This window comes from Pseudomonas sp. 8209, from assembly GCF_028682105.1.
Classification (GTDB): Bacteria; Pseudomonadota; Gammaproteobacteria; order Pseudomonadales; family Pseudomonadaceae; genus Aquipseudomonas; species Aquipseudomonas palmensis.
Window position 1 is genome coordinate 295,418 of sequence record NZ_JANIAH010000007.1, and the last position, 20,838, is coordinate 316,255.

Below are 20,838 nucleotides of genomic sequence, written 5' to 3' on the forward strand. Positions count from 1 at the left end.
ACTGGTGCCGCGCGGCGGTGCCATGCAAAGGTGTTCCCTGCGATGAGTGCGATGACCGATTACCGCTCCAGCCATGTGCCCGGCCCCCAAGGCGCCGCCGACCTGGTGTTTCTGAATGGCCGCATCTATACGGTCGATGAGTCTGCCCCCTGGGCCGAAGCCGTGGCCATTCGCAATGGCAGCTTCGTCGCGGTGGGCAGCAACGACGAGGCGAAGGCGTTCGTCGGCCCGCGCACCCAGGTGGTGGACCTGGACGGCCGTTTCGTGATGCCGGGTATCTACGACATGCACACCCACCCGGACCTCAAGCTTGCGCCCGGGTACTCCGGCTACCTCGAAGTCGGCGTCAGCGATCCGACCCCGGAGCAGGTGCGCCAGGCCATTCTCGACTATGCGGCCGAGCACCCGGGCGACGGCTGGGTGTATGGGCAGTACTTCGTGCGCTACACCTTCAAGCAGGCCGGGCTGGTGCCGTCGCGGCAATGGCTGGACAGCGTGCTGCCGGACCGCCCGGTGGCGATCCTGGATCGCTCCTGGGGCTGCATGATGGTCAACTCCAGGGCGCTCGAGATCGCCGGGATCGACGCCGACACCATCGACCCGCGCCACGGCTACATCGAGCGCGACAGCGTCACCGGCGAGCCGACCGGCATCCTGGTGGACGGTGCCTATGCACTGATGCACGCCGCCATGCCGCCCACGCCGCAACACGCCCTGAAGCGTGCCTACCGCGAAGGGGTGTGGTTCCAGAGCGGTCATGGGGTGGTGGGCACCAAGTATGTGCACGTGTGCGAGCACCGTCTCAATGCGCTCAAGGCCATCGACCAGGCGGGCGAGCTGTCGGTGCGCGTGGAGGCCGCGATCAGCTGGCAGGACGACATCTTCCCGGTCAAGCGGCGCTGGGAGCTGCTGGCGGGTGAGCGTCACTTCTATCGCAGCGCACGGCTCAACGCCAATGCGGTCAAGTTCCACTTCGACGGCACCCACGAATCGCGCTCGTCGTACCTGTCCAGCGCATGGCCGGGGGAGGAGCGCTGGCGCGGCCACCTCAACCTGACCCCCGAGCACATCACCGACATGGTGGTGGACATGGACCGCCGGGGTATCCGGGTCATCGCCCATTGCACCGGTGACGGCGCCTCCGACCTGTTCCTCGATGCCGTGGCCATGGCGCGGGCCAAGAACGGGCCCGACGGCGTGCGCCACCAGTGCGCCCACAGCACCACCTTGCTGGATGCCAACCTGCCGCGTTTTGCCGCGCTCAACGTCACCGCCGAGTTCTCCCCGGTGGGCTGGTTCCCTTCATCGTTCGCCAACGCCCGCGCCGTGTTCGGCGAGGACCGCATGCAGCGCGCCTACAACTTCAAGGGCGTGTTCGAGCATGGCGGCGTCGCGGTGATGGGCACCGACTGGCCGGTGTCCAGCATCAACCCCTGGGTCGGCTTCGAGGCGATGGTCACCCGGCAGAACCCGTTCGGCGAGGAGCAGGGCAGTTTCTACGGCTCGCCCATCAGCCTGGAGCAGGCCATGCGCGTGATGACCATCAACGGGGCGTGGTGCATGGGTATCGAGGACAAGGCCGGCTCCATCGAGACGGGCAAGTCCGCCGACCTGATCGTGCTCGATCGCAACCTGTTCGAGGTGGAGCCCAAGGGCAACATCCACAACACCCAGGTGCAGATCACCGTGCTCGAAGGTGAAATCACCTGGGACCGCAACGGCGAGTTCGATGCCGGCACCCACGCGGCCACCTGGCGCCGTGAACTCCCCAACTTCTGAGGCGGGCCGTTTTGATGAACAAGCAGTCTCCCATTCCGGTGACGCTGGTGTCGGGGTTTCTCGGCTCCGGCAAGACCACCCTGCTCAACAAGATCCTGGGCAGCGATCACGGCTTGCGCATGGCGGTGATGGTCAATGACTTTGGCGCGATCAACATCGACAGCGAGCTGATCGTCAGCCAGACCCAGACCACCCTCAGCCTGGCCAACGGCTGCATCTGCTGCACGGTTGAAAGCGACCTGATCGAGCAACTGGGGCGCCTGCTCGGCGACCGGCAGAACCGCCCGGAGTACATTCTGATCGAGGCGAGCGGGGTGTCGAGCCCGGGCAAGATCGCCCGCACGCTGAAGTACCCGCAGTTTCGCGATGCGCTGTCGATCGACAGCATCATCACGGTGGTGGACACCGAGCAGTTCGGGCAGCTCGAGGGCGAGATGGCGCAGTTGGCCATGGACCAGCTGGACGTGGCGGACATCATCGTGCTGAACAAGGTGGACCGGGTCGAACGCAGCCAGATCGAGGCGCTCAAGAGCCGCTGGCTGTACCCCCGGGCGCGAATGCTCGAATGCCAGTATGGCGATGTGCCGCTGGAGCTGGTGCTGGGCGTGGGGCGCGGCAACCCGCTGGCGTCGTTCACGCCGGTCAAGGCGGCCTCAGCGCCGAGCCTGGGCGGGCACGCGGCAGATCACGCCAGCGTGTTCGAGTCCTGGAGTTTCGCCAGCGACAGACCGATGGCACTCGACACGCTGCGCGCGACGCTGGCGCAGCTGCCGGCGTCGATCTATCGGGCCAAGGGCACGCTGCACATCGCCGAAGTGCCGGGCAAGCGGTTCATCATGCACCTGGTCGGCAGCCGCTGCGAGATCCTGCCCGACCGCGCCTGGGGCGATGAAACGCCCCACACCCGGCTCGTGTGCATCGGCAAGCGCGGCACCCTGGCCCCCGAGGCGCTCGAGGCCGGCTTCCAGGCGTGCGTTGTCCACACAAATGACAAGCTTTATTCACATCATGGGTGAAGCGGAATTGGCGACGGCCTCCGGCAGGTTCAGCAATGTGGGTGGTAGTGGCCTTCTGGCCTGTGCGGAGTGGGCAGGAGTGGTGAGCAGATATCAACAATCAGCCAAATTTAATTCGATTGTGGTTGCCCAGCATCTACTGAAAAATGCCTCGGCGGTCTGGTAAAAATAACAGGAGAAGACCCAATGACTAGTTGTGCTCAGGCGCTCGTCAAACTGCTTGAAGGTTATGGTGTGGACACCGTGTTCGGTATTCCGGGCGTGCACACTGTTGAGTTGTATCGCGGATTGCACGGTAGCCGGCTTCGCCATGTCAGCCCTCGCCACGAGCAGGGCGCAGGGTTCATGGCGGACGGCTATGCCCGAGCCAGTGGCAAGCCGGGGGTGTGCTTCATCATCACAGGCCCCGGCATGACCAACATTCTGACCGCCATGGGCCAGGCCTACGCCGACTCGGTGCCGATGCTGGTGATTTCCACCACCAGCCGTCGCGAGCACCAGCGGCTGGGGCACGGTTACCTGCACGAACTGCCTGACCAGCGCGCGATGGTGGCCGGCGTGTGCGCCTTCAGCCATACCCTGCAGCGCCCGCAGGAACTGCCGGAGGTGATTGCCCGGGCCTTCGCGCTGTTCGGTTGCGCCCGGCCGCGCCCGGTTCATATCGAGATCCCGCTGGATGTGCTGGAAATGCCGGCCGATGGCCTGGACCTGAGCCCTCGCGCATTGCCGCTGGCCAGCGCGCCTGCCGAGGCGGCCGTACAGCAGGCCGCCGCCCTGCTGGGCGCGGCACGGCGGCCGCTGATTCTCGCCGGCGGCGGCGCGCGCGGTGCCAGTGATGCACTGCGGGCACTGGCCGAGCGTCTCCAGGCCCCCGTTGCGCTGACCACCAATGCACGCGGCATCCTGCCGCCTGCGCACCCGCTGCTGCTCGATGGCGTGCAATCGTCCGCCCATGGCCGTGCACTCTTTGCCCAGGCGGATGTGGTGCTGGCGGTGGGCACCGAGCTGGGCGAAACCGACTACGACTTCTTCGGCCTCGGGCCACTGGCCCTGCAGGTGCCGGTGATTCGCCTGGACATCGACCCGATGCAGATCCTGGGCGTGCAACGCGCAGCCGTCGGGCTGCTTGGCGACGCACGGTTGGGGCTGCAGGCCCTGATCGCAGCGCTGCCCGGGGCGGCCGCAGACAGTGACTGGGCCGCGTTGAACGTGCCGCGGGTCAATGCCGCCGAGCGCGGCAGCTGGACCGGCAGGCAGCAGGCCATGCAGGCGCTGCTGGATACGCTGCGCGACAGCCTGCCGGCGCCGATCCTGGTTGGCGATTCGACGCAGCCGGTGTACCAGGGCGCGCTGGGCTATCGCGCACCGGCCCCGTGCACCTGGTTCAACGCCGGTACCGGGTACGGAACGCTGGGCTACGGCCTGCCGGCGGCCATCGGTGCCAAGGTTGCCCTGCCTGAACGTGCCGTGGTGGCGCTGGTGGGCGATGGTGGTTTGCAGTTCTCGAGCGCCGAACTGATAGCGGCGCGCGAGCACGGCATCGGGGTCATCCTGGTGCTGTGGAACAACCAGTGCTACGGCGAAATTCGCGACTACATGACGGCGCGCGACATTGCGCCCCTGGGCGTGGACATCCTCACGCCGGACTTCGCGGCCTTCGCACGCTCCTGTCATGTGCAGTACCACACCGCCGGCAGCCTGGACGGGTTGCGCGATCTGCTGCAAGGCCTGGAGAGCGGCGAGCCGCATGTCATCGAACTGAACGCCTCGGACTTTCTGCCTGCCTGACGGGGCTGTCCGGTCGGGTTGATCAACAACAATGGGACATCGAAGCATGATCCACGAAAAAGGGCTGCCAAGCATGCAGTCGACCCCCGTCGTCGCCATCGATGACCTGCACAAGAGCTACGGCGACCATCACGTCCTCAAAGGGATCTCCCTGCGTGCCCATGAGGGGGACGTGGTGTCCCTGATCGGTTCCAGCGGCTCGGGCAAGAGCACCTTGCTGCGCTGCATCAACCTGCTGGAGATTCCCAACGCCGGCAGCCTGCGCGTGAACGACGAGGAAGTCAGGTTCAGGCAGGGGCGTGGCGGGGTGCGCGAGATCGCCGACCTGCGCCAGGTCGAGCGGCTGCGTGCGACCCTGAGCATGGTGTTCCAGAACTTCAACCTGTGGCCGCATCGCACCGTGCTGGAGAACGTGATCGAGGCCCCGGTGCATGTACTGGGTGAGAAGCGCCAGGACGCGATCGCGCATGCCGAGCAGTTGCTGGAGAAGGTCGGGCTGGCCCACAAGCGCCACGACTATCCCTCGTTTCTGTCCGGTGGCCAGCAGCAACGGGTCGCCATTGCGCGGGCACTGGCGGTACGGCCCAAGGTGATGCTGTTCGACGAACCTACCTCGGCGCTGGACCCGGAGCTGGTGGGCGACGTGTTGAAGGTGATCCGCGACATCGCGCAGGAGGGCCGCACGATGATCCTGGTGACCCACGAGATGGCGTTCGCGCGGGATGTCTCCACCCAGGTCGTGTACCTGCACCAGGGCCAGATCGAAGAGCAGGGCCCACCGCAACAGGTAATGCTCGACCCGCACAGCGAGCGGTGCCGCCAGTTCGTGATGGCGCAGAACAATCGCTCATAACAACACTATTCATCCGCGGGGGCGTGCCCCTGCATTGTCCGCTGCCAAAAACCAAACAATAGCTGCATAAGGACTGTTAAATGAAAAAGACACTCGTTGCTGTCGTGCACTCGCTCCTGCTGGCCGGGGCGATCAATGTCGCTCACGCCCAGGACAAGGTGGTGTTCGCGATTTCCCAGGAACCCTACCCGCCGTTTTCCTTCAGAAACAGCAATGGTGCGTGGAGCGGTTTCGAGCCTGACCTGATCAGCGAAGTGTGCAAGCGCATGCAGGCCGAGTGCTCGCTCAAGGGAATGGCCTGGGACGGCCTGATTCCGGCGCTGCGCTCCAAGCAGGTGGACGTCATCATGAACTCGATGTCCATCACCCCCGAACGCGAGCAGGTGGTGGACTTCAGCGACCCGTACATCGAGACGCCCGCACTGTGGGTCGGGGATGCCGCCCTGGAACTGACGCCCACCCCGGAAGGGCTCAAGGGCAAGATCATCGGCGTGCAGGGCTCGACCAGCCATTCGGCCTACGTCAAGGAGTACTTCGGCAAAGGCTCGACCATCCGCTACTACAACGACCAGGACGACCTGCTGGCCGACCTGCGCAGCGGCCGCATCGACATCATGCTGGCCGACAAGGTCTCGGTGGAGCCGATGCTGGCACTGCCCGACAACGCGATGCTGGCCGGCAAGGGCATCGCGCCGGCCGACCCGCTGTTCGGCAAGGGCATCGGCGCGGCGGTGCGCAAGGGCGACGATGCCCTGCGCGAGAAGCTGAACCAGGCGCTCAAGGCCGTGCGTGAAGACGGCACTTACGACGACATCGGTGCGCGCTACTTCAAATCCAGTGTCACAGCCGCCCAATGAGGCGGTTGAAACCTGCGCGGGTGATCGGGTGCCTGTATGACCATTTCTGAAATGTCCAATCTGCTGTTCGCCGAGGGCTGGATTCAAACCCTGGCCCAGGGCGCGGTGAAAACCCTGGGTATCTCCCTGGGGGCCTTCGCGCTGGGCCTGTGCATCGGCCTGCTCGTCGCGTTGATCAAGCTCAGGGGGCCACGCTGGATGGTCGCCTGTGCCAACTGCTACACCACGCTGTACCGCGCCGTGCCGGAACTGCTGCTGATCCTGCTGCTGTACTACGCAGGCACCGACCTGCTGAACCTGGCGATGGCCGCGATGGGCCGGCCCAGTGTCGAGATCAACGGGTTTCTGGCTGCGGTGGTGGTGCTGGGGATTGTCCAGGGCGCCTACTCGGGTGAGGTGATTCGCGGCGCCGTCGAGGCCATTCCTGCGGGGCTGGTGGAGGCCGGCAGGGCCTACGGCATGTCGCGGGCAAAGCTGTTGAGCCGGATCATCCTGCCGTGCATGTTGCCGTTCGCCATCGCGGGCCTGTCGAACCTGTGGCTGGTGCTGGTCAAGGAAAGTGCGCTGATCAGCGTGGTGGGCTACAGCGAACTGCTGACCGCCGGGCGTCAGGCGGCGGCCAGCACCAAGCACTACCTGCTGTTCTACCTGGTGGTCGCGGCGTTCTATTACGTCATCACCCTGGTTTCCAGCATGGTGTTCCGCAAGTTCGAGGCCGGCTTCGAACGCTGGATGCCCAGGAACGTATAAGGGGACGATCATGGATTTGACTTGGCTGAATGATTTTTCCAGTGAACTGCTGCGCGGTGCCGGCCTGACCGTGCAGTTGCTGCTCATCTCGGCAGGCTTCGGGTTTGTACTGGCCATCGCGATGGCCCTGGGGCGCCTGTCCAACAGCGTCGTGCTGGCCAACGCCTGCCGGTTTGTCAGCAGCGTGATTCGCGGCACGCCGCTGCTGGTGCAGATCTACATCCTGTATTACGGCGTCGGCAGCGTGCTGGCCAGCTACCCGCTGATCAGGGGCGGGGTGTTGTGGCCCTACCTGCGCGAAGGGTTCTGGTATGTGGCCCTTGCACTGACCTTGAGCGTGGGGGCGTATGTGGGCGAAGTGCTGCGCAGTGGCCTGCGCGCCGTACCCAGGGGCGAGCTTGAAGCGGCACGCGCCTATGGCATGCGCCGCGGGCAGATCCTGCGCAGGGTCTGGTTGCCGCGGGCATTGCAGATGGTCAGGCCGACCCTGGCGGGGGAGAGCGTGATGCTGCTCAAATCCACGGCGCTGGCCTCCACCGTCGCGGTTACCGACCTGCTCGGCGCCGCCAACATCGTGCGTTCGCAGACCCTGCGGGTCTATGAGCCGCTGCTGTTGGTGGCGATCACCTACATCGTCCTGGCCCTGATCATCGAAAAGAGCTTCAAGTTGATGGGCACCACCTCGCAGCGTCGAGTCTAGTGGCTAACGTATTGGCGTCGGTCTGCACGCCACAAGGAATTCAAATGAAGTATTCATCTCTGGTTCAACGCATCAGCGGCGAGAGCGTAGCCGCATGGGACATTCACTATGCTGCCTGCCAGGCGCAGGAGCGGGGCGAGAACGCGATCATCCTCAGCATCGGCGACCCCGATTTCGCGACGGACGATGCGATCTGCGAGGCCGCGATCCAGGCCCTGAAGGCCGGCGATACCCACTACACCCCGGTAGTGGGCCGGGAAAAGCTGCGCGAAGCCATCGCGGCCAAGCAGCGCAAGCTGCTGGGCATACCGGTGGCCGCCGAGAACGTCGCGCTGGTGGCCGGTGCGCAGAACGGCCTGTACGCCGCAGCCATGTGCCTGTTCGAAAGCGGTGATGACGTGCTGGTGCCCGAGCCGATGTACCTGACCTACGCTGCCAGCGTGCAGGCATCCGGTGCGCGGCTGGTGTGCATCGAGCAGCCTGCCGAGAAGGACTTTCGCCTCACGGCCCAGGCGCTTGAAGCCGCACTGACCCCCAACACCCGTGGCATCGCCCTGGCCACGCCGAACAACCCCACCGGCAACGTCTACACCCGCGAGGAGCTGGAGGCGGTGGCGCAGGTGGCCCGGCGTCACGACCTGTGGGTGATCTCGGACGAGGTCTACTGCCAGCTGACCTACGACGCGCCGCACATCAGCATCGCCAGCCTGGAGGGCATGGCCGAGCGCACGGTGGTGCTCAACAGCCTGTCCAAATCCCACGCCATGACCGGCTGGCGGGTCGGCTGGGTGGTGGCGCCCACGAGCCTTGTCCAGCACCTGGACAACCTGCTGCTGTGCATGCTCTACGGTCTGCCGGGCTTTGTTCAGGAAGCCGCGCTCAAGGCCATCGAGCTGGACGATGAGATCGTCGCCTCGGCCCGCGAACTCTACACCCGCCGCCGTGACCTGATCGCCCGGGAGCTGGACGGGGTGCCGCTGATCAAGGGCAAGGTGCCCGAGGCGGGCATGTTCATGCTGCTGGACATTCGTGCCACGGGCCTGTCGGGCGTCGATTTTGCCTGGGCGCTGTTCCGCGAGACCGGCGTCTCGGTACTCGATGCCCAGGCCTTTGGCGCCAGTTGCGCGGGCTTCGTGCGGGTGTCGTTCACCGTCGCCGACAAGGACCTGCTGGACGCCTGCCAGCGGATCCGCCAGTTCATCGAGAAGCTGCAGGCCGGCCTCTGAGCCGCTTGCGAAGGAATGACGATGCTCCCTCCTGAATGTTCATCCGAAGTGCTCGCCGGCGTGCTGATCGGCGAGCAATGGCTCGCCGACGGCCCGCCGCTCGAGGTCATCAACCCCTCCACCGAGGCGCTAATCGCCACGGTGGGCGGGGGCAACGCTGAAACCGTCGAGCTTGCCGTGCAAAGCGCCGCTGCAGCGTTTGCGCAGTGGTCAACCAGCACTGGCGCGTTGCGTGCCCAGGTGTTGCGCCGCATTGCCCGGGGCATACAGCAGAACCGCCAAACCCTGATGGCGCTGCAATCGCGCAACAACGGCAAGCCATTGGCCGAAGCGGGGCTGGACGTGGACGACGTGATAGCCACCTTTGACTATTACGCCGACCTGGCCCAGGGCCTTGACGCTGCACAGGACCGTGGCGTGGAGCTGCCTGCCAGCGACTATGCCGCGCGCTTGCGGCGCGAGCCGTGTGGCGTGGTTGCGCTGATCGTGCCGTGGAACTTCCCCATGGTCACCACGGCCTGGAAACTGGCGCCGGCCCTGGCGGCGGGGTGCACGGTGGTGCTCAAGCCATCGGAGGTCACGCCGTTGCCGGAGCTTGCACTGGCGCGGATCATTCTCGAGGCGGGCCTGCCGGCGGGCGTGTTGAACATCGTGTGTGGTACCGGCCTGGCCGTGGGCGCACCCTTGTCGGCGCACCCGCAGGTGGCCAAGATCTCTTTCACCGGCAGCAACGCGGTGGGGGTTCAGGTAATGCAGCGCGCGGCAGAGACAGTGAAGGGTGTCAGCCTGGAGCTGGGCGGCAAGTCTGCGTTGATCGTGCTGGAGGATGCCGACCTGGAGCTGGCGGTCGAGCTGACCTGTGGCGGCGGCTTCTACAACGCCGGCCAGATGTGCTCGGCCACCAGCCGGGTGCTGGTCGCCGAGCACCTGGCGGACGCCTTCGTGGCAAAGGTCAGGGCCCGCGCCCAGGCGATCACCGTTGGCGACCCCTTTGTCGACGGGGTGCAGATGGGTGCGCTGGTCAACCGTGCCCAGTACGAGCGTGTGCTGGCGCACATCGCGCGCGGGCTGGCTTCGGGCGCCCGGCTCGAGTGCGGCGGTGGGCGCCCGCAGGGCTTGGCGCAGGGGTTCTACGTTGCGCCGACGGTGTTCACCGACGTGGCGCTGGACAGCAGCTTGTGGAACGAGGAGATCTTCGGCCCGGTGATCTGCATCCGCCGTTTCGGCACCGAAGCCGAGGCCATTGCGCTGGCCAACCAGGGTGATTTTGGCCTGGTGGCCACGGTGGTCGGCCGCGACCGCGTTGCGGCCAACCGGGTAGCGGATGCCTTGCAGGCCGGCATGGTCTGGATCAATGCGCCTCAGGTGATCTTCCCGCAGACCGCCTGGGGTGGGTACAAGCAGAGCAGCATCGGGCGCGAGCTCGGCCCCTGGGGGCTGGCAGCGTTTCAGGAGTTGAAGCATGTGGTGAGTGCTGCTTGATTGGCGCTGGCCGCAACACACCCAGCGCAAGCATCACCTCTGGCATCAGATGTTGAATGCCGGTATTGCACCACGTGCTGCATGGATCTGCGGACACCGGGGGTCGGGCTCTCCCAGCTCGCCGGTATGCTGGTAGCCGCTACCCAGGCAGCCACCGTTGCATACGGCAAAGTAGCGGCAGCCCTGGCAGGTGGGATGCTCCACCTTGATCTGCAGTGGCTGGGCAAGAATGGCCGATAGCGGTTGTTGGTACAGGTTGCCCATGGGGTGGGCCTTGAAGCAGGTGCAGGAGCACACGTCGCCATTGGGGTAGATATAGACCTTCGCCGTCGCAGCACCGCAGTTTTTTGTGGTGATGGTTCGGCCAAGTTCGGCGATGGCGTCGTCACCCAGCGCTTGCAGCCGACTGAAGTCGTACATTGGAAACGCCAGGATGCGCGTTTTGTAGGGCTGCTTGCGCAGCGCATAGACATGCTGGTTCCAGGCCTGGCTGCAGACCTCCATGCCTGATGAGGCGCGCCCTGCGTAAGTTGCCCGCTTGATTGCGATATGGGTCAGTTCAAGGTCATCCAGCGGCTGAATGAACTGTTCGATGCGCGCGAAAAAATCGAGGTCGATGACGGTCGCCGACACACTGCACGAAATGCCTTGTGCCCGCAGCCTGGCGAGTGTGCGCAGCGCGCGCCTGTAGGTGCCGGCCCCACGCACCAGGTCATGTTCGGCTTCTGTGCCATCCAGGGATATCTGTACCGAGAGTGACGGCTGCCCGGCCCATTGCTCCAGGATGTTCTGCTTGTAGAACGACGTCACGCCGTTGCTGTTGATCTTGGTCTGCAGTCCGAGCGCAAGGCTGTGCCGCAGAATGCTGTCGAAATGGCGATGCAGCGTGGGCTCTCCGCCCGTGAGCAGCACCAGGCTATGCGCATGGTCCTGGCGGATCTGCGACAGCGCGTCGAGGATCATCGCCTTCTCGGCGGTTTCGTCGCGATAGGGCGAAGAGTCGCGGATACAGTGGCTGCAGGCCAGGTTGCAGCGTTCGGTCAGTACGAAATAGAACTGTTCCATCATTCAAGCTCGAGATAGGGCCGTGCGTGCAGGTCGAGGTCGAAGTCTGCCTGCGAGGTGGCGCTCAGGTGATCGACCAGGGCCTGCACCGGCGCCTGTTGGATGGGCGAGGTCGAAGATTGGAACGGTTGGCGCACGTAGGTTTCCAGCAGTGTGGCGAAGTTCTCATCCTGCTCCTGGCGCACCAGCCACTCCCTCAAGGTCAGTGGGTACAGCCCCACAGCCAGGTGCGCCGAGTGCCGGGCTTCGGTACGAGTGAAGTGCCAGAGGCCGCGAGGGCAATAGAAGACATCGCCCTGTTCGAGCAGCACCGAAGACCAGCCGGTGGCAGCCGCATCGATTGCAGGAACGCGCTGATGACGGATGGCCTTTGACAACACATGCTGTTCGTCGCGGTAGTACCAGCGTTTGCTGCCGTGGATCTGCAGCACCAGTACATCGTGCCTGTCGAAGTGAGGATTGACGCCTCGCTGGTTGGCGGCGGTGTAGTAGCCGTTCATGCCGATGCGCGTATTGAGTTCCGAGGCGAGCGTATCGGTGAAATTTTCCAGGCGCGCACTGTGTTGCTGGATGTTGTCGAAAACCAGCGTGCCGCCGCGGGCAATCGCGTGCAGCATCTTTTTCTTGTTCAGCGTGTTGTTCTGGTTGTTTGCATAGCGATCCACATCATCGATCAGATCGTATTTGTGAATGGTGTTGTTGTGGTTGGTGATGCGCACCTTCGGGTACAGCAAGGTATTGCTGTTGAGAATCTGGTTGAAGGCCTGCATGTCCAACAGGCTGGCAAATTTCTGCGGGCTGCCCTTGATGTGCAACGCAGCGCGATCGAAGTATTCATCCAGAAACTGCTGCTGGCTGATGTGTTCGAAGATGAAGTTGAATAGGGTCATGGGGCAGGGCTCTACCTGGGCTTGTTTATGAGCGTGATACCTGAATCGATCAACTTGCCAAGTTGCGCGGGCGGCAATTGGTCTTCGATATGACTGATATCGATTTCCACCAGCGCGGGCAGCTCGAACAGCCAGTCCGGCAGGCGGCGTATGTGAGTCCGGGCAATGCCCAGACAGCGCAGATGACGGGCCTGGGCCAACTGCTCGGGCAGTGCCTCGACAGGGTTGGCTCCCAAGTTGAGCCGCTCGATGTCCAGCTGATCGACCGGCCAGTCGATATGTCGAAACCTGTTGCGATAGAGGCTCAGGTGCTTGAGGCGACACCCAGCAGTGGCGGGCCATCGCAGCTCCCGCAGACTGTTCTTGTACACCAGCAGGGTATCGAGCCCGGGGGGTGCAGCGGTGAGGTCCAGAGTCTGCAAGCTGTTCGCCCCCAGGCCGAGCCATTTGCAGCCGGGAAACACCGTGGACGCGCTCTGCAGGCTCATGCAGTTGCTGCCCAGCTCTGCCGCCAGCACGCTGGGGATGGCAGGCAGCCGGGTCATATCGCTGTCGCACAACCGTGCCCGATTGAGCTTGAGTGTGCGGGGGGTCAATGCCCGGATGGCGTGAAAGATATCGTTCAACCGCGCTCGGGGAGTCTCGAGTAGCAGGCTCGACCCATTCTCTTCGTCATCGAAGTCGAGCAGCTTGCGGTCGGGGGCCCACATGGGGGGCCTGCCGGTGAGCTGCGCCAGATGGTCCCACGCTTTGCAGGGGGCTGTGCTGCCTGCTTGCAGTTCTGCGGCGATGAGCGATGCAATGCGTGCCGGCGTGTCGCTGTCCAGCTTGATGGGCAGAATCTTCAACCCACCGAGAAAATAGAACAGCTTGCGCAACTTGATGTGGATGGGGTGGTGTGGGGATACGAATTCATCCGATACATGACGATCGCCCTTGAGGGTGACAAAAATGCGTCGGCCCGCCAGGCTCCGGGTATCGCGCCAGTGCCGCAGGCTCAGCAGGTGTTCGTCCGACAGGTCGTTATCGCCCAGGATGGGAAGCACCAGCACGATGGCTGCAGTAGAGGGTGTGTCCGGGTGCCTTGCACATCCAGCAGCGCCGGTATCGAGTGTATCGATACGCTGGTGCACAGGATGTCCAAGGGCTTCAAGATGCGCCCCGAGGACGCCGGGCAAAGCGGCGGCCGACGACAAGCCTGAAACGATCTGCAAATCAACTGACATTGTCATTGCCGCCACCGCCCTTGGCGTCAGTCGCGCAGTTCCTTGTCGCAGTGATCCGCTTCTTTCCACAGGCCGAACATGGCCTCGAAGTCACTGAGGGTACCAGGATCCAGCTCGCTCAATTTCAGTGCCGGGCGCTTGATTTCGGTCATCGAGTCCAGTGCCGGGGATTGAAGTTCAACTGTTTTCGATTGCATCACGAGTGTCCTTTATCGGATTGGGCGGGGTTTAACCGCACGATGCTAGGGGTAATACTTTCCGTTGGCAACAGAGGGGCCTGTCGAGCGGAAAGTTCGTTTGCGCAGGTTGCAACATAGCGGCAACCTGCGCGAATAGGTTGCTCGGAAGATGCCACTCGGGGAGGGCTCAATCTTCCTCGCAGCTGTCGAGCATCTCTTCCACGGTCTGGCGGGTGTCGTGGTCCAGCCCTTCGATCAACCGCGCCCTGACTGCATCGCTTACGCGGGTGCTGTTGTAGCGCAGGGAAACCAGGATCGCCAGCCTGACCTCTGTGTCCGGGTCGCTGGCCAGGGTCAACTGCACGTCTTCTTCACTGGGCATGGCCAGCAGGCCAAACAGCCTGTTTGCCAGTTCCTGGCGGACCTTGCTGTCCTTGTCCCTGGCCAGGATCCGCTGCGCCTCTGGGGTGAGCTGATTCATGTAGCTGGATGACTCCACCAGTTTGAGCCTCACGCTTGCCAGCGCGTTCTGGGCCAGCAGCGCCTGGGTTGCGGGAGACAGCCGGCGGTTTTCAGCCAGCGCCAGATGCACGCTGCTTTCCTCGTCGCGCAACAGCTGCAGTTGTGCTTCCTCGCACAGGTCACCTCCATTCCAGTCCTTGTTGCCCCTGGCCAGTGCGATGCGCACGCAGATCTCGTCGTCCTTGGCCAACACCAGTTGCGCCGATGGTTTGAGCTTGGGGTAGGTAGCCAGCGATTCGCGGATGTCCTGTTCGACGTCTTGTGCCAGGATCTCCTGGGCCCGCGAATGCAGGGTGAACATGAAGTGGCTGTCACGTTCTATCAGGCGCGCACGCACGGACTCGTCCGGGTCGTTGGCCAGCAGCAGTTGTGCGGCTGTGCCGACGTGTTGATTGGCGGCCACGGCGAAGCGCACGTTGACATTCTTGTCTTGTGCCAGCTCCAGTTCCATGTCGCGATCCATCCACCAGTCGCGCAGCAGTGCGATGCGCACGTCGGGTTCGGGGTCGCGCAGCAACTGACGCAGAATGTCGCTGTCGACGGCCTTGTTGGCGGCCAGTCGAGCTCTGACCTTGGCGCTCTTGTGCGCCGCCAGGGCCTCTTGCACGGGCCTGGTCAGCGTCGAGTTGTCGGCCAGCGCTTCGAGCAGGGGTTGCGCCTGTGCGCCTTCGGCCAACAGGTCGGCCTGCAGATGAGCAGGCAGCTTGCCTTGCGCAGCCAGCACCAGCTTTTCCTTGCCTGGAGGCTGCTCCTGCCCGCTCACGGGCGATTGTTGCGCGCCCATGTAACCAGAGAAGATCATGCCGATGGCCCTTCCTACCGAATCACTGGCCTCGGTTGGCGCTGCTGTTTTCGTCTGGCAGATCAGGGTCATCAGGGTTTCACCGATGGCCGTGTTTGCTGCCAGGGTTTGGCGGACGTGCTCGCTGCCGATCTTGTACAGACGCAGACACTGTGCCTCGCTCAGGTGGCGGTTGCCGGCCAGGGCGCGTTGCACCGCTTCCACGTCGCCGATCAGCTTGTCGGCGACCGGCCCGGCCAGCGCCGGGTTGCTTGCCAGGCGGGTTCGTACATCGATGTTGCTGTCATCGGCCAGCCGGGCTTGCAGCGGTGCTGTCACGGCCTGATTGCCCGCCAGCGCACACAGGGTCTGCGCATCGCCTCGTTCCAGCAGGCGCTGCTGGATGTCAGTGCCGAGGGCGGCGTTTTCCGCCAGTTCCTGCTGGATCTCGGGCAGGTCACCGGCCAGTTGCTGCTGCACGTCATCCAGCAGGTCTGCTACGCGTGCCAGGCATCTGCGGACGTCGGTGCTTGGGTCTGCTGCCAGATGGCGCTGCACGCTTGGCTGTACCGTGTCGCGCCAGCGCACCAGACGCTCGCGCACATCGTCCTGCTCATCGTACATCAGTGCCTCGAGGATCTGCTCGGCCAGGTGGTCGTTGCCTGCCAGCGCCTCGCGCACGTTGGGCTCGGGGTCCTTCAGCAGCCGCGCCTGCACCTCGACATTGAGCGCGCTGTTGCCTGCCAGAGCGCGACGCACGTCCTCCGATTCATGCTGGCTCAGGCCCATCTGCAACAAGGCGGACCCCAGGTTGGTGTTGCCAGCCAGGCTTGCCTGTACCTCTTCTACGTCTGTGGTCAGGCATTGCAGGGCGGCGCTGGTGAGGTTCGGGTGGTCGGCAAGAATGCGCCGTACCTGCAGGCTTGGGTCCCGAGCCAGCAGCAACTGGGCAGGGGCACCCAGGTTGTCGTTGCGTGCCAGGGCCTCGCGCACATCAGGGTCGCATTTGACCAGCTCCAGTTGTACCGCGTCGGGGAGGGCGGTCGCGCCTGCGCGGCGGGCCAGCGCTTCGAGTACATCCTGGTCTTCATCACGGGTCAGCAGCAACTGCACGGTTTCGCTCAGTTCGTCACGCCGAGCCAGGCGCTCGCGTACCTCGAAGGAAGGATCGCGGGCCAGTTGTTCCTGTACCTCGGGATGCAGGTTGTCGTTGCCGATCAGGTAATCGCGCACGGTAACGGCTGTGTCCTTGGCCAACTGTTGTTGCACGACCTTGCTCACGGCCTTGTTGGTCGCCAGTGCCCTGCGTACCAGCGGCTCCTGATCCGCCAGCAGACGTTGCTGCAACGATTCGTCGTCGGTTCTTTTCGCCAACTGACGGCGTTGCTCGGCGTCCAGCTCGAGGCGTTCGAACTGCGCCGCTATCAGGTCATGCGGCGCGTGGGCATGCAGGCAGGCGAGGTGCAGCAGGGCGCGATCGAAGCCGGGTTGGCCTTCTTCGATGTTGATCCGCAGCGTCAGCAGCTTTTCCGGGCAGTTGGGGTTGCCGTAGGCCGCGGTGCGAACCTTGGCGTCGGTATCGCCGACCAGCCTCTCCAGCAGGTCGTCAGGGCAGTCTTCATGCCGGGCGACTTCCTCGCGGCGCAGCGCATTGTGGTTTTCGGCCATCTGAATCATCTGCGCCACGCTCAGGCCGTCGCTGGCTGAAGCTGGCTTGAGCTTGAACTTCTCGAACAGCTCTTCGTACTTGGCCACCTGATCGCGCAGGGTTTCACGCAGCGGCACGGTCAGGTCGATGGCGGCTTCGAGGTCTTCGAATTTCAGCGGGCGACCGTCCAGAAAGGCGGTTTCGCGTGCTTCGTTGATGGCGTTCTGGATGTCCGCCCCGGCGTAGTCGCGGCACTGGGTCACCAGCTTGCTGCGCTGCGCGGGTTCGAGCTGCACCGTCTCACCCTTGAGGTGGATATCGAGAATCGCGCCGCGCTCGACCGCATTCGGGAAGCCCACATAGAACACTTCGTCGAAGCGCCCCTTGCGCAACAGTTCCGGCGGCAGGGTAGCGATGTTGTTGGCGGTGGCGATGACGAACACTGCGCCGGTCTTCTCCTGCATCCAGGTCAGGAAGTAGCCGAACAGCCGCGACGAGACTTCGGAGCCGCTGCCGCTGGTCAGGCCGACGAAGGCTTTCTCCAGCTCGTCGATCCACAGGATGCACGGGCTGACCGACTCGGCCATGCTCAGGGCTCGGCGCATGTTGTGCTCACTTTCCCCGACGTACTTGCCCAGCAGCGAGCCGATGTCCAGGCGCAGCAGCGGCAACTGGAACAGGCCGGCGGCGGCCTTGGCAGTGAGCGACTTGCCGCAGCCGGGCATGCCGGCGATAAGCACGCCCTTGGGCGCCTGCACCCGCGCGTCACGCGCTTCGCCGAGGCGCCGGAAGATCTGTGCGCGGCGGCCCAGCCAGGTCTTGAGGTTTTCCAGGCCGCCGATGTCGGTGGCGTTCTCGTTGACCCGCAGCATTTCCAGCACGCCGCTTTTGGCGATGATCTGCTCTTTTTCATGCTGGATCAGTACCAGGGCGGCATCGTTGATCTGCTCGTGGTGCTGGCGGACCATCGCCAGTGCCGAGCGGATCTCTTCCTGGTTCAGGCCGCTGCACGCTGCGTGCAGGCGCTGACGCAGGCCCTCGGGTACCAGCAGGTCAAGCTGCTGGCACACCGCTTCAAGCTGGCTGGTGATTTCCTCGCCCCGGGGCAGCGGCAGGGGCAGCAGGGTGATCTGCGCTTCGATCTGCGACGGAATGTGCAGGGTCTCCGAGACCAGTACCACCGCCGACGTGCCGCGATGATGGCGCTGGATACGGTTGAGCAACTGCTTGAGCCGAGCCACCGCCAGCGGCTGGTTTTCCAGCGCACTGCGGGCGTCCTTGATGATGAACAGCTTGTGGTCCAGATCGTCGTCCAGCAGTGATGGCAGGCTTTCGGCCAGGTCTGTCCTAGGCCCCTGGCTGCCCCGTGGCTGCTTGTTGACGAAGTCCACCCAGCCATAGCCCAGGTTCCATTCCTTGGGGTGCAGGCCCAACTGGCTCGCGACATCCTGCAGCATGGTATCGACCCTGGCTTCTTCGCCGGAGTGGATGTACAGCCCGGGATAGCCGGCGACCAGATGGGATTTGATCTTGTCCTTGAGTTCGAGCAGGTTCATGGCAGTCACCACAGGGACAAGAGGCTGGAGGCGAGGTTACGCAGGCCGCTGCCCACCGATTCGAGTGCACGGCCTGTGCCTTCGAGCACCACGGCCGCGACCCGGGTGGCCGTCCTGGCGACCGACTTGCCGGCTTCGTACACCACTTCGCCGATCTGCCCGCCGGCGATACCACCGGCCACGCCACCGACAAAACCCCCAATGGCCGTACCTGCCGGGCCGAACACCGTACCCAGCGCTGCACCCAGCGCTGCGCCCTTGGTTGCACCAGCGATGGCCATGGTGGTGGTTACCGTGGTGTTGCCGATGGCGTCGATGGCCTCTTCGCCGGTCAGCTCGCCCTTGCCGAACTTGTAGAGGACCTTGGCGTTCTGCAGACCGACGCACGCGATGTTGGTGATCAGCCCGGCCGGGGTGTTGCGCAGCGCCGCGCCGAGCCAGCCGTTCTTCACTGCCACCACCACGGCACCGGAAACCGCCACTTGCGCAGCGGTGTTGGTGCCGGCGCGCAGCGAGCTCTCGAAGAATTCCTTGAGGTCGTCCTGGCTGCTGGGGTTTTCCCGGCCGTTCAACCGGTTCCAGAAGCGCCGCGCCAGAATCCGCGTGCCCTGCATGCCCACTGCGATGCATGCGCCCATGACTGCCTGCTTGCCGATCTGGCGGGCGATGGTGGCGCGGTTGGTGTCGTTCCAGTCGTACTGGCGCGACTCGGCTTCCTGCTGGGCCTTTTCCTGCAGCTTGCGGGCTTCTTCCTTTGACAGCGGGCGGGATTTCACGCCATCGGCTTCGATCACCTCCGCGCTGTCGGGCACGTCCGCACCTTGGCCTTCGGGTACCAGCGGTTTCTGCCCTTCGTAGTCGCCGCGGTTGAGCAGCTCTTTGGTGGCGTCGGCATCGGCGCCGTACTTGGCCTGGTACTTGCCGACCACATTGCCGTTGCCGTCGACGATCTCGATGTCCACCGAGTTCGCTTCCTGGGAGCCCACCACGCGGGCACGGTAAGGGCTGCCCTTGCTGACGGCGTCGATGTTGAACGTGTCGACGTGGTGCTGCTCGGCAATCAGGCCGTTGAGGTGCGGGCTGCGGTTGATGTCACCCTTGAGCGTGGTGACCATGTCCCGTGCGTTGGTCGTGGCATCGGCCAGCGCCTTGTCGATGTGTCCGGCGTACTGACCCACGTGTACCGAGCCGGAGAGGCCCGCGTTCTTCTCGATTTCGCCGGCCAGCCACGAGGCCTTGCTGCGGCCCTTGTCCATGTGCGCGTGCAGCGATTCGCGGGACTGGTTGAAGGCCACGGTGGAGGCGATCACCTGCTGGCTGGTGCTCAGCAGTTCCTCTTCGTTGCTCCACAGATGCGGGTACTTGCGAAACTCGTCGCTCAGCCATTGGTCCAGCGGCTTTTCACCCCGCGCGTTGCACGAGTCGACGAAGGAGGCGACCACCGCCGTGGTCTTCTCGCCGTTGCTGCTGTCGCCGTCGAACAGCTCGGCCTCGAGGTAGCGGGCCTGATCCTGATTGACCTGCTCGAAGTCGATGCTGTCGTCCCGGTTGTAGTCGTCGCCCAGGGGCTTTTCCATTTCGGTCATGTCAGTCGTCCTGCTGTTCAGTGCAAGTAGTCGGTGAGCTCGTCGCGCAGTTGCTGCTGCAACCAGGCGGGCTCGAGAATGCGTACATGGGGGATCCAGTAGCGGATGATCGGCAGCAGCTGGTTCGGGTGATTGACCCGGCAGCGCAGCAGCAGGCGACCGTCGGCCTGCTGCTCGATCAGTTGCTGGTGCGGCAGCACGTTGCGCCGAAGAAAGTAGTAGGCGTTGCTGGCGGCGACCTGGACGGTGACCTCGAGGCGGTCTTCGCCGAACCAGATGTCATCGTCGCTCTCGATCTGCGCCTGGGTGGCCGGGTCGGCAACAAAGGATTCGTCCAGCACCTGCAAGGCATCGATACGGGCGAAGGCGAAGCTCTTGAGGCGACCGTCTTCGGTGGCGGCCAGGTACCAGATGCCCTTGTTGTGGATCAGCCTGTAGGGCTCGATTCGGCGTTGCTTGCCGGTGTAGTTCAGCTGGCAGCGGCGCTGTTGCTCGATCGCCCGTCCCAGCTCGCGGAAGTCGCAGCTGTCCGGGCGTTGGGCGGCGAAATGCCCGTCGCGTACCAGGAAGCTGGTGGGGCCGGGTTTTAGCAGGTCCAGCCAGGAGCGTCGGTCGTTGGCCGGGAACAGTTGCTCGACACCGCTGATGCGGGCGAAGGTCTGCAGGTCGGCGGGGGACAGGCTGCTGCGGTGATGGCGGGCCAGTTGGTAGACCCCGTTGGCGCCGGGCTCGATCACATCGCCCAGACGGTTGAGGTCACGGTAGATGGTGCGCTCGCTGACCCCGAAGCGCTCGGCCAGTTGCAGGCGGGTAGGGCGCTCGCCGCTTTGCAGCAACCGCAGGGTATCGGCCAGGCGCAGGGCCAGGGTGTCGTGATCGGTGGCCGCCATGGCGGGTCCTTGTCGATGGGCTTGGCGGCGACTCTAGCGAGGAC

Annotated in this window: 16 protein-coding genes; 9 read left to right on the forward strand and 7 right to left on the reverse strand. The window is 64.3% G+C overall.

The genetic code is table 11. The annotated features are described in order from the left end of the window. Positions 1-42 precede the first annotated feature (42 nt). From NP552_RS17695 to NP552_RS17735, 9 genes are all read left to right on the forward strand, one after another. Complete coding sequence (locus NP552_RS17695; RefSeq protein ID WP_254999878.1) at positions 43-1,779, forward strand: amidohydrolase; 1,737 nt, start codon at positions 43-45, stop codon at positions 1,777-1,779. Between the two features lie 14 nt (positions 1,780-1,793). Further along, positions 1,794-2,795: a CobW family GTP-binding protein gene (locus NP552_RS17700; protein ID WP_100632656.1), complete on the forward strand. Its 1,002-nt coding sequence runs from the start codon at positions 1,794-1,796 to the stop codon at positions 2,793-2,795. Positions 2,796-2,981: 186 nt separating this feature from the next. Continuing rightward, on the forward strand, positions 2,982-4,583 hold the full coding sequence (locus NP552_RS17705) for a 5-guanidino-2-oxopentanoate decarboxylase (RefSeq protein WP_043864007.1): 1,602 nt from the start codon (positions 2,982-2,984) through the stop codon (positions 4,581-4,583). A gap of 73 nt (positions 4,584-4,656) precedes the next feature. After that, on the forward strand, positions 4,657-5,436 hold the full coding sequence (locus tag NP552_RS17710; RefSeq protein WP_043864096.1) for an ABC transporter ATP-binding protein: 780 nt from the start codon (positions 4,657-4,659) through the stop codon (positions 5,434-5,436). An 80-nt stretch (positions 5,437-5,516) separates the two neighbouring features. Continuing rightward, positions 5,517-6,293 carry a transporter substrate-binding domain-containing protein gene (locus tag NP552_RS17715; RefSeq protein WP_210014137.1) on the forward strand — a complete coding sequence of 259 codons (777 nt, stop codon included), beginning with the start codon at positions 5,517-5,519 and terminating at the stop codon, positions 6,291-6,293. Between the two features lie 36 nt (positions 6,294-6,329). After that, positions 6,330-7,043, forward strand: a complete 714-nt coding sequence (locus NP552_RS17720; protein ID WP_043864005.1) for an ABC transporter permease — start codon at positions 6,330-6,332, stop codon at positions 7,041-7,043. A 10-nt stretch (positions 7,044-7,053) separates the two neighbouring features. Beyond that, a complete protein-coding gene (locus NP552_RS17725) occupies positions 7,054-7,743 on the forward strand; it encodes an ABC transporter permease (RefSeq protein ID WP_043864004.1) in 690 nt (229 codons plus the stop codon). Between the two features lie 44 nt (positions 7,744-7,787). Further along, complete coding sequence (locus NP552_RS17730; RefSeq protein WP_043864003.1) at positions 7,788-8,969, forward strand: pyridoxal phosphate-dependent aminotransferase; 1,182 nt, start codon at positions 7,788-7,790, stop codon at positions 8,967-8,969. Between the two features lie 21 nt (positions 8,970-8,990). Continuing rightward, complete coding sequence (locus NP552_RS17735; protein WP_274096957.1) at positions 8,991-10,451, forward strand: aldehyde dehydrogenase family protein; 1,461 nt, start codon at positions 8,991-8,993, stop codon at positions 10,449-10,451. Positions 10,452-10,496: 45 nt separating this feature from the next. Here the strand turns inward: NP552_RS17735 and NP552_RS17740 are convergent, their stop codons facing one another. The 7 genes from NP552_RS17740 to NP552_RS17770 all read right to left on the reverse strand — a co-directional run bounded on the left by NP552_RS17740 (position 10,497) and on the right by NP552_RS17770 (position 20,794). Beyond that, on the reverse strand, positions 10,497-11,519 hold the full coding sequence (locus NP552_RS17740; RefSeq protein ID WP_274096958.1) for a radical SAM/SPASM domain-containing protein: 1,023 nt from the start codon (positions 11,517-11,519) through the stop codon (positions 10,497-10,499). Continuing rightward, a complete protein-coding gene (locus tag NP552_RS17745) occupies positions 11,516-12,406 on the reverse strand; it encodes a JmjC domain-containing protein (protein ID WP_274096959.1) in 891 nt (296 codons plus the stop codon). The genes NP552_RS17740 and NP552_RS17745 overlap by 4 nt, the downstream gene beginning before the upstream one ends. An 11-nt stretch (positions 12,407-12,417) precedes the next feature. Continuing rightward, complete coding sequence (locus tag NP552_RS17750; protein WP_157811394.1) at positions 12,418-13,638, reverse strand: hypothetical protein; 1,221 nt, start codon at positions 13,636-13,638, stop codon at positions 12,418-12,420. 20 nt (positions 13,639-13,658) lie between these two features. Then, positions 13,659-13,829 (reverse strand): hypothetical protein, encoded by a 171-nt coding sequence (locus tag NP552_RS17755; RefSeq protein WP_157811395.1) that lies wholly within the window; start codon positions 13,827-13,829, stop codon positions 13,659-13,661. 169 nt (positions 13,830-13,998) lie between these two features. After that, positions 13,999-18,318: an AAA family ATPase gene (locus NP552_RS17760; RefSeq protein WP_274096960.1), complete on the reverse strand. Its 4,320-nt coding sequence runs from the start codon at positions 18,316-18,318 to the stop codon at positions 13,999-14,001. A 5-nt stretch (positions 18,319-18,323) separates the two neighbouring features. Then, positions 18,324-19,904, reverse strand: coding sequence for a hypothetical protein (locus NP552_RS17765; protein WP_100632663.1), 1,581 nt, complete (start codon positions 19,902-19,904; stop codon positions 18,324-18,326). 17 nt (positions 19,905-19,921) lie between these two features. Continuing rightward, positions 19,922-20,794, reverse strand: coding sequence for a helix-turn-helix transcriptional regulator (locus NP552_RS17770; protein ID WP_043863996.1), 873 nt, complete (start codon positions 20,792-20,794; stop codon positions 19,922-19,924). Positions 20,795-20,838 lie beyond the last annotated feature (44 nt).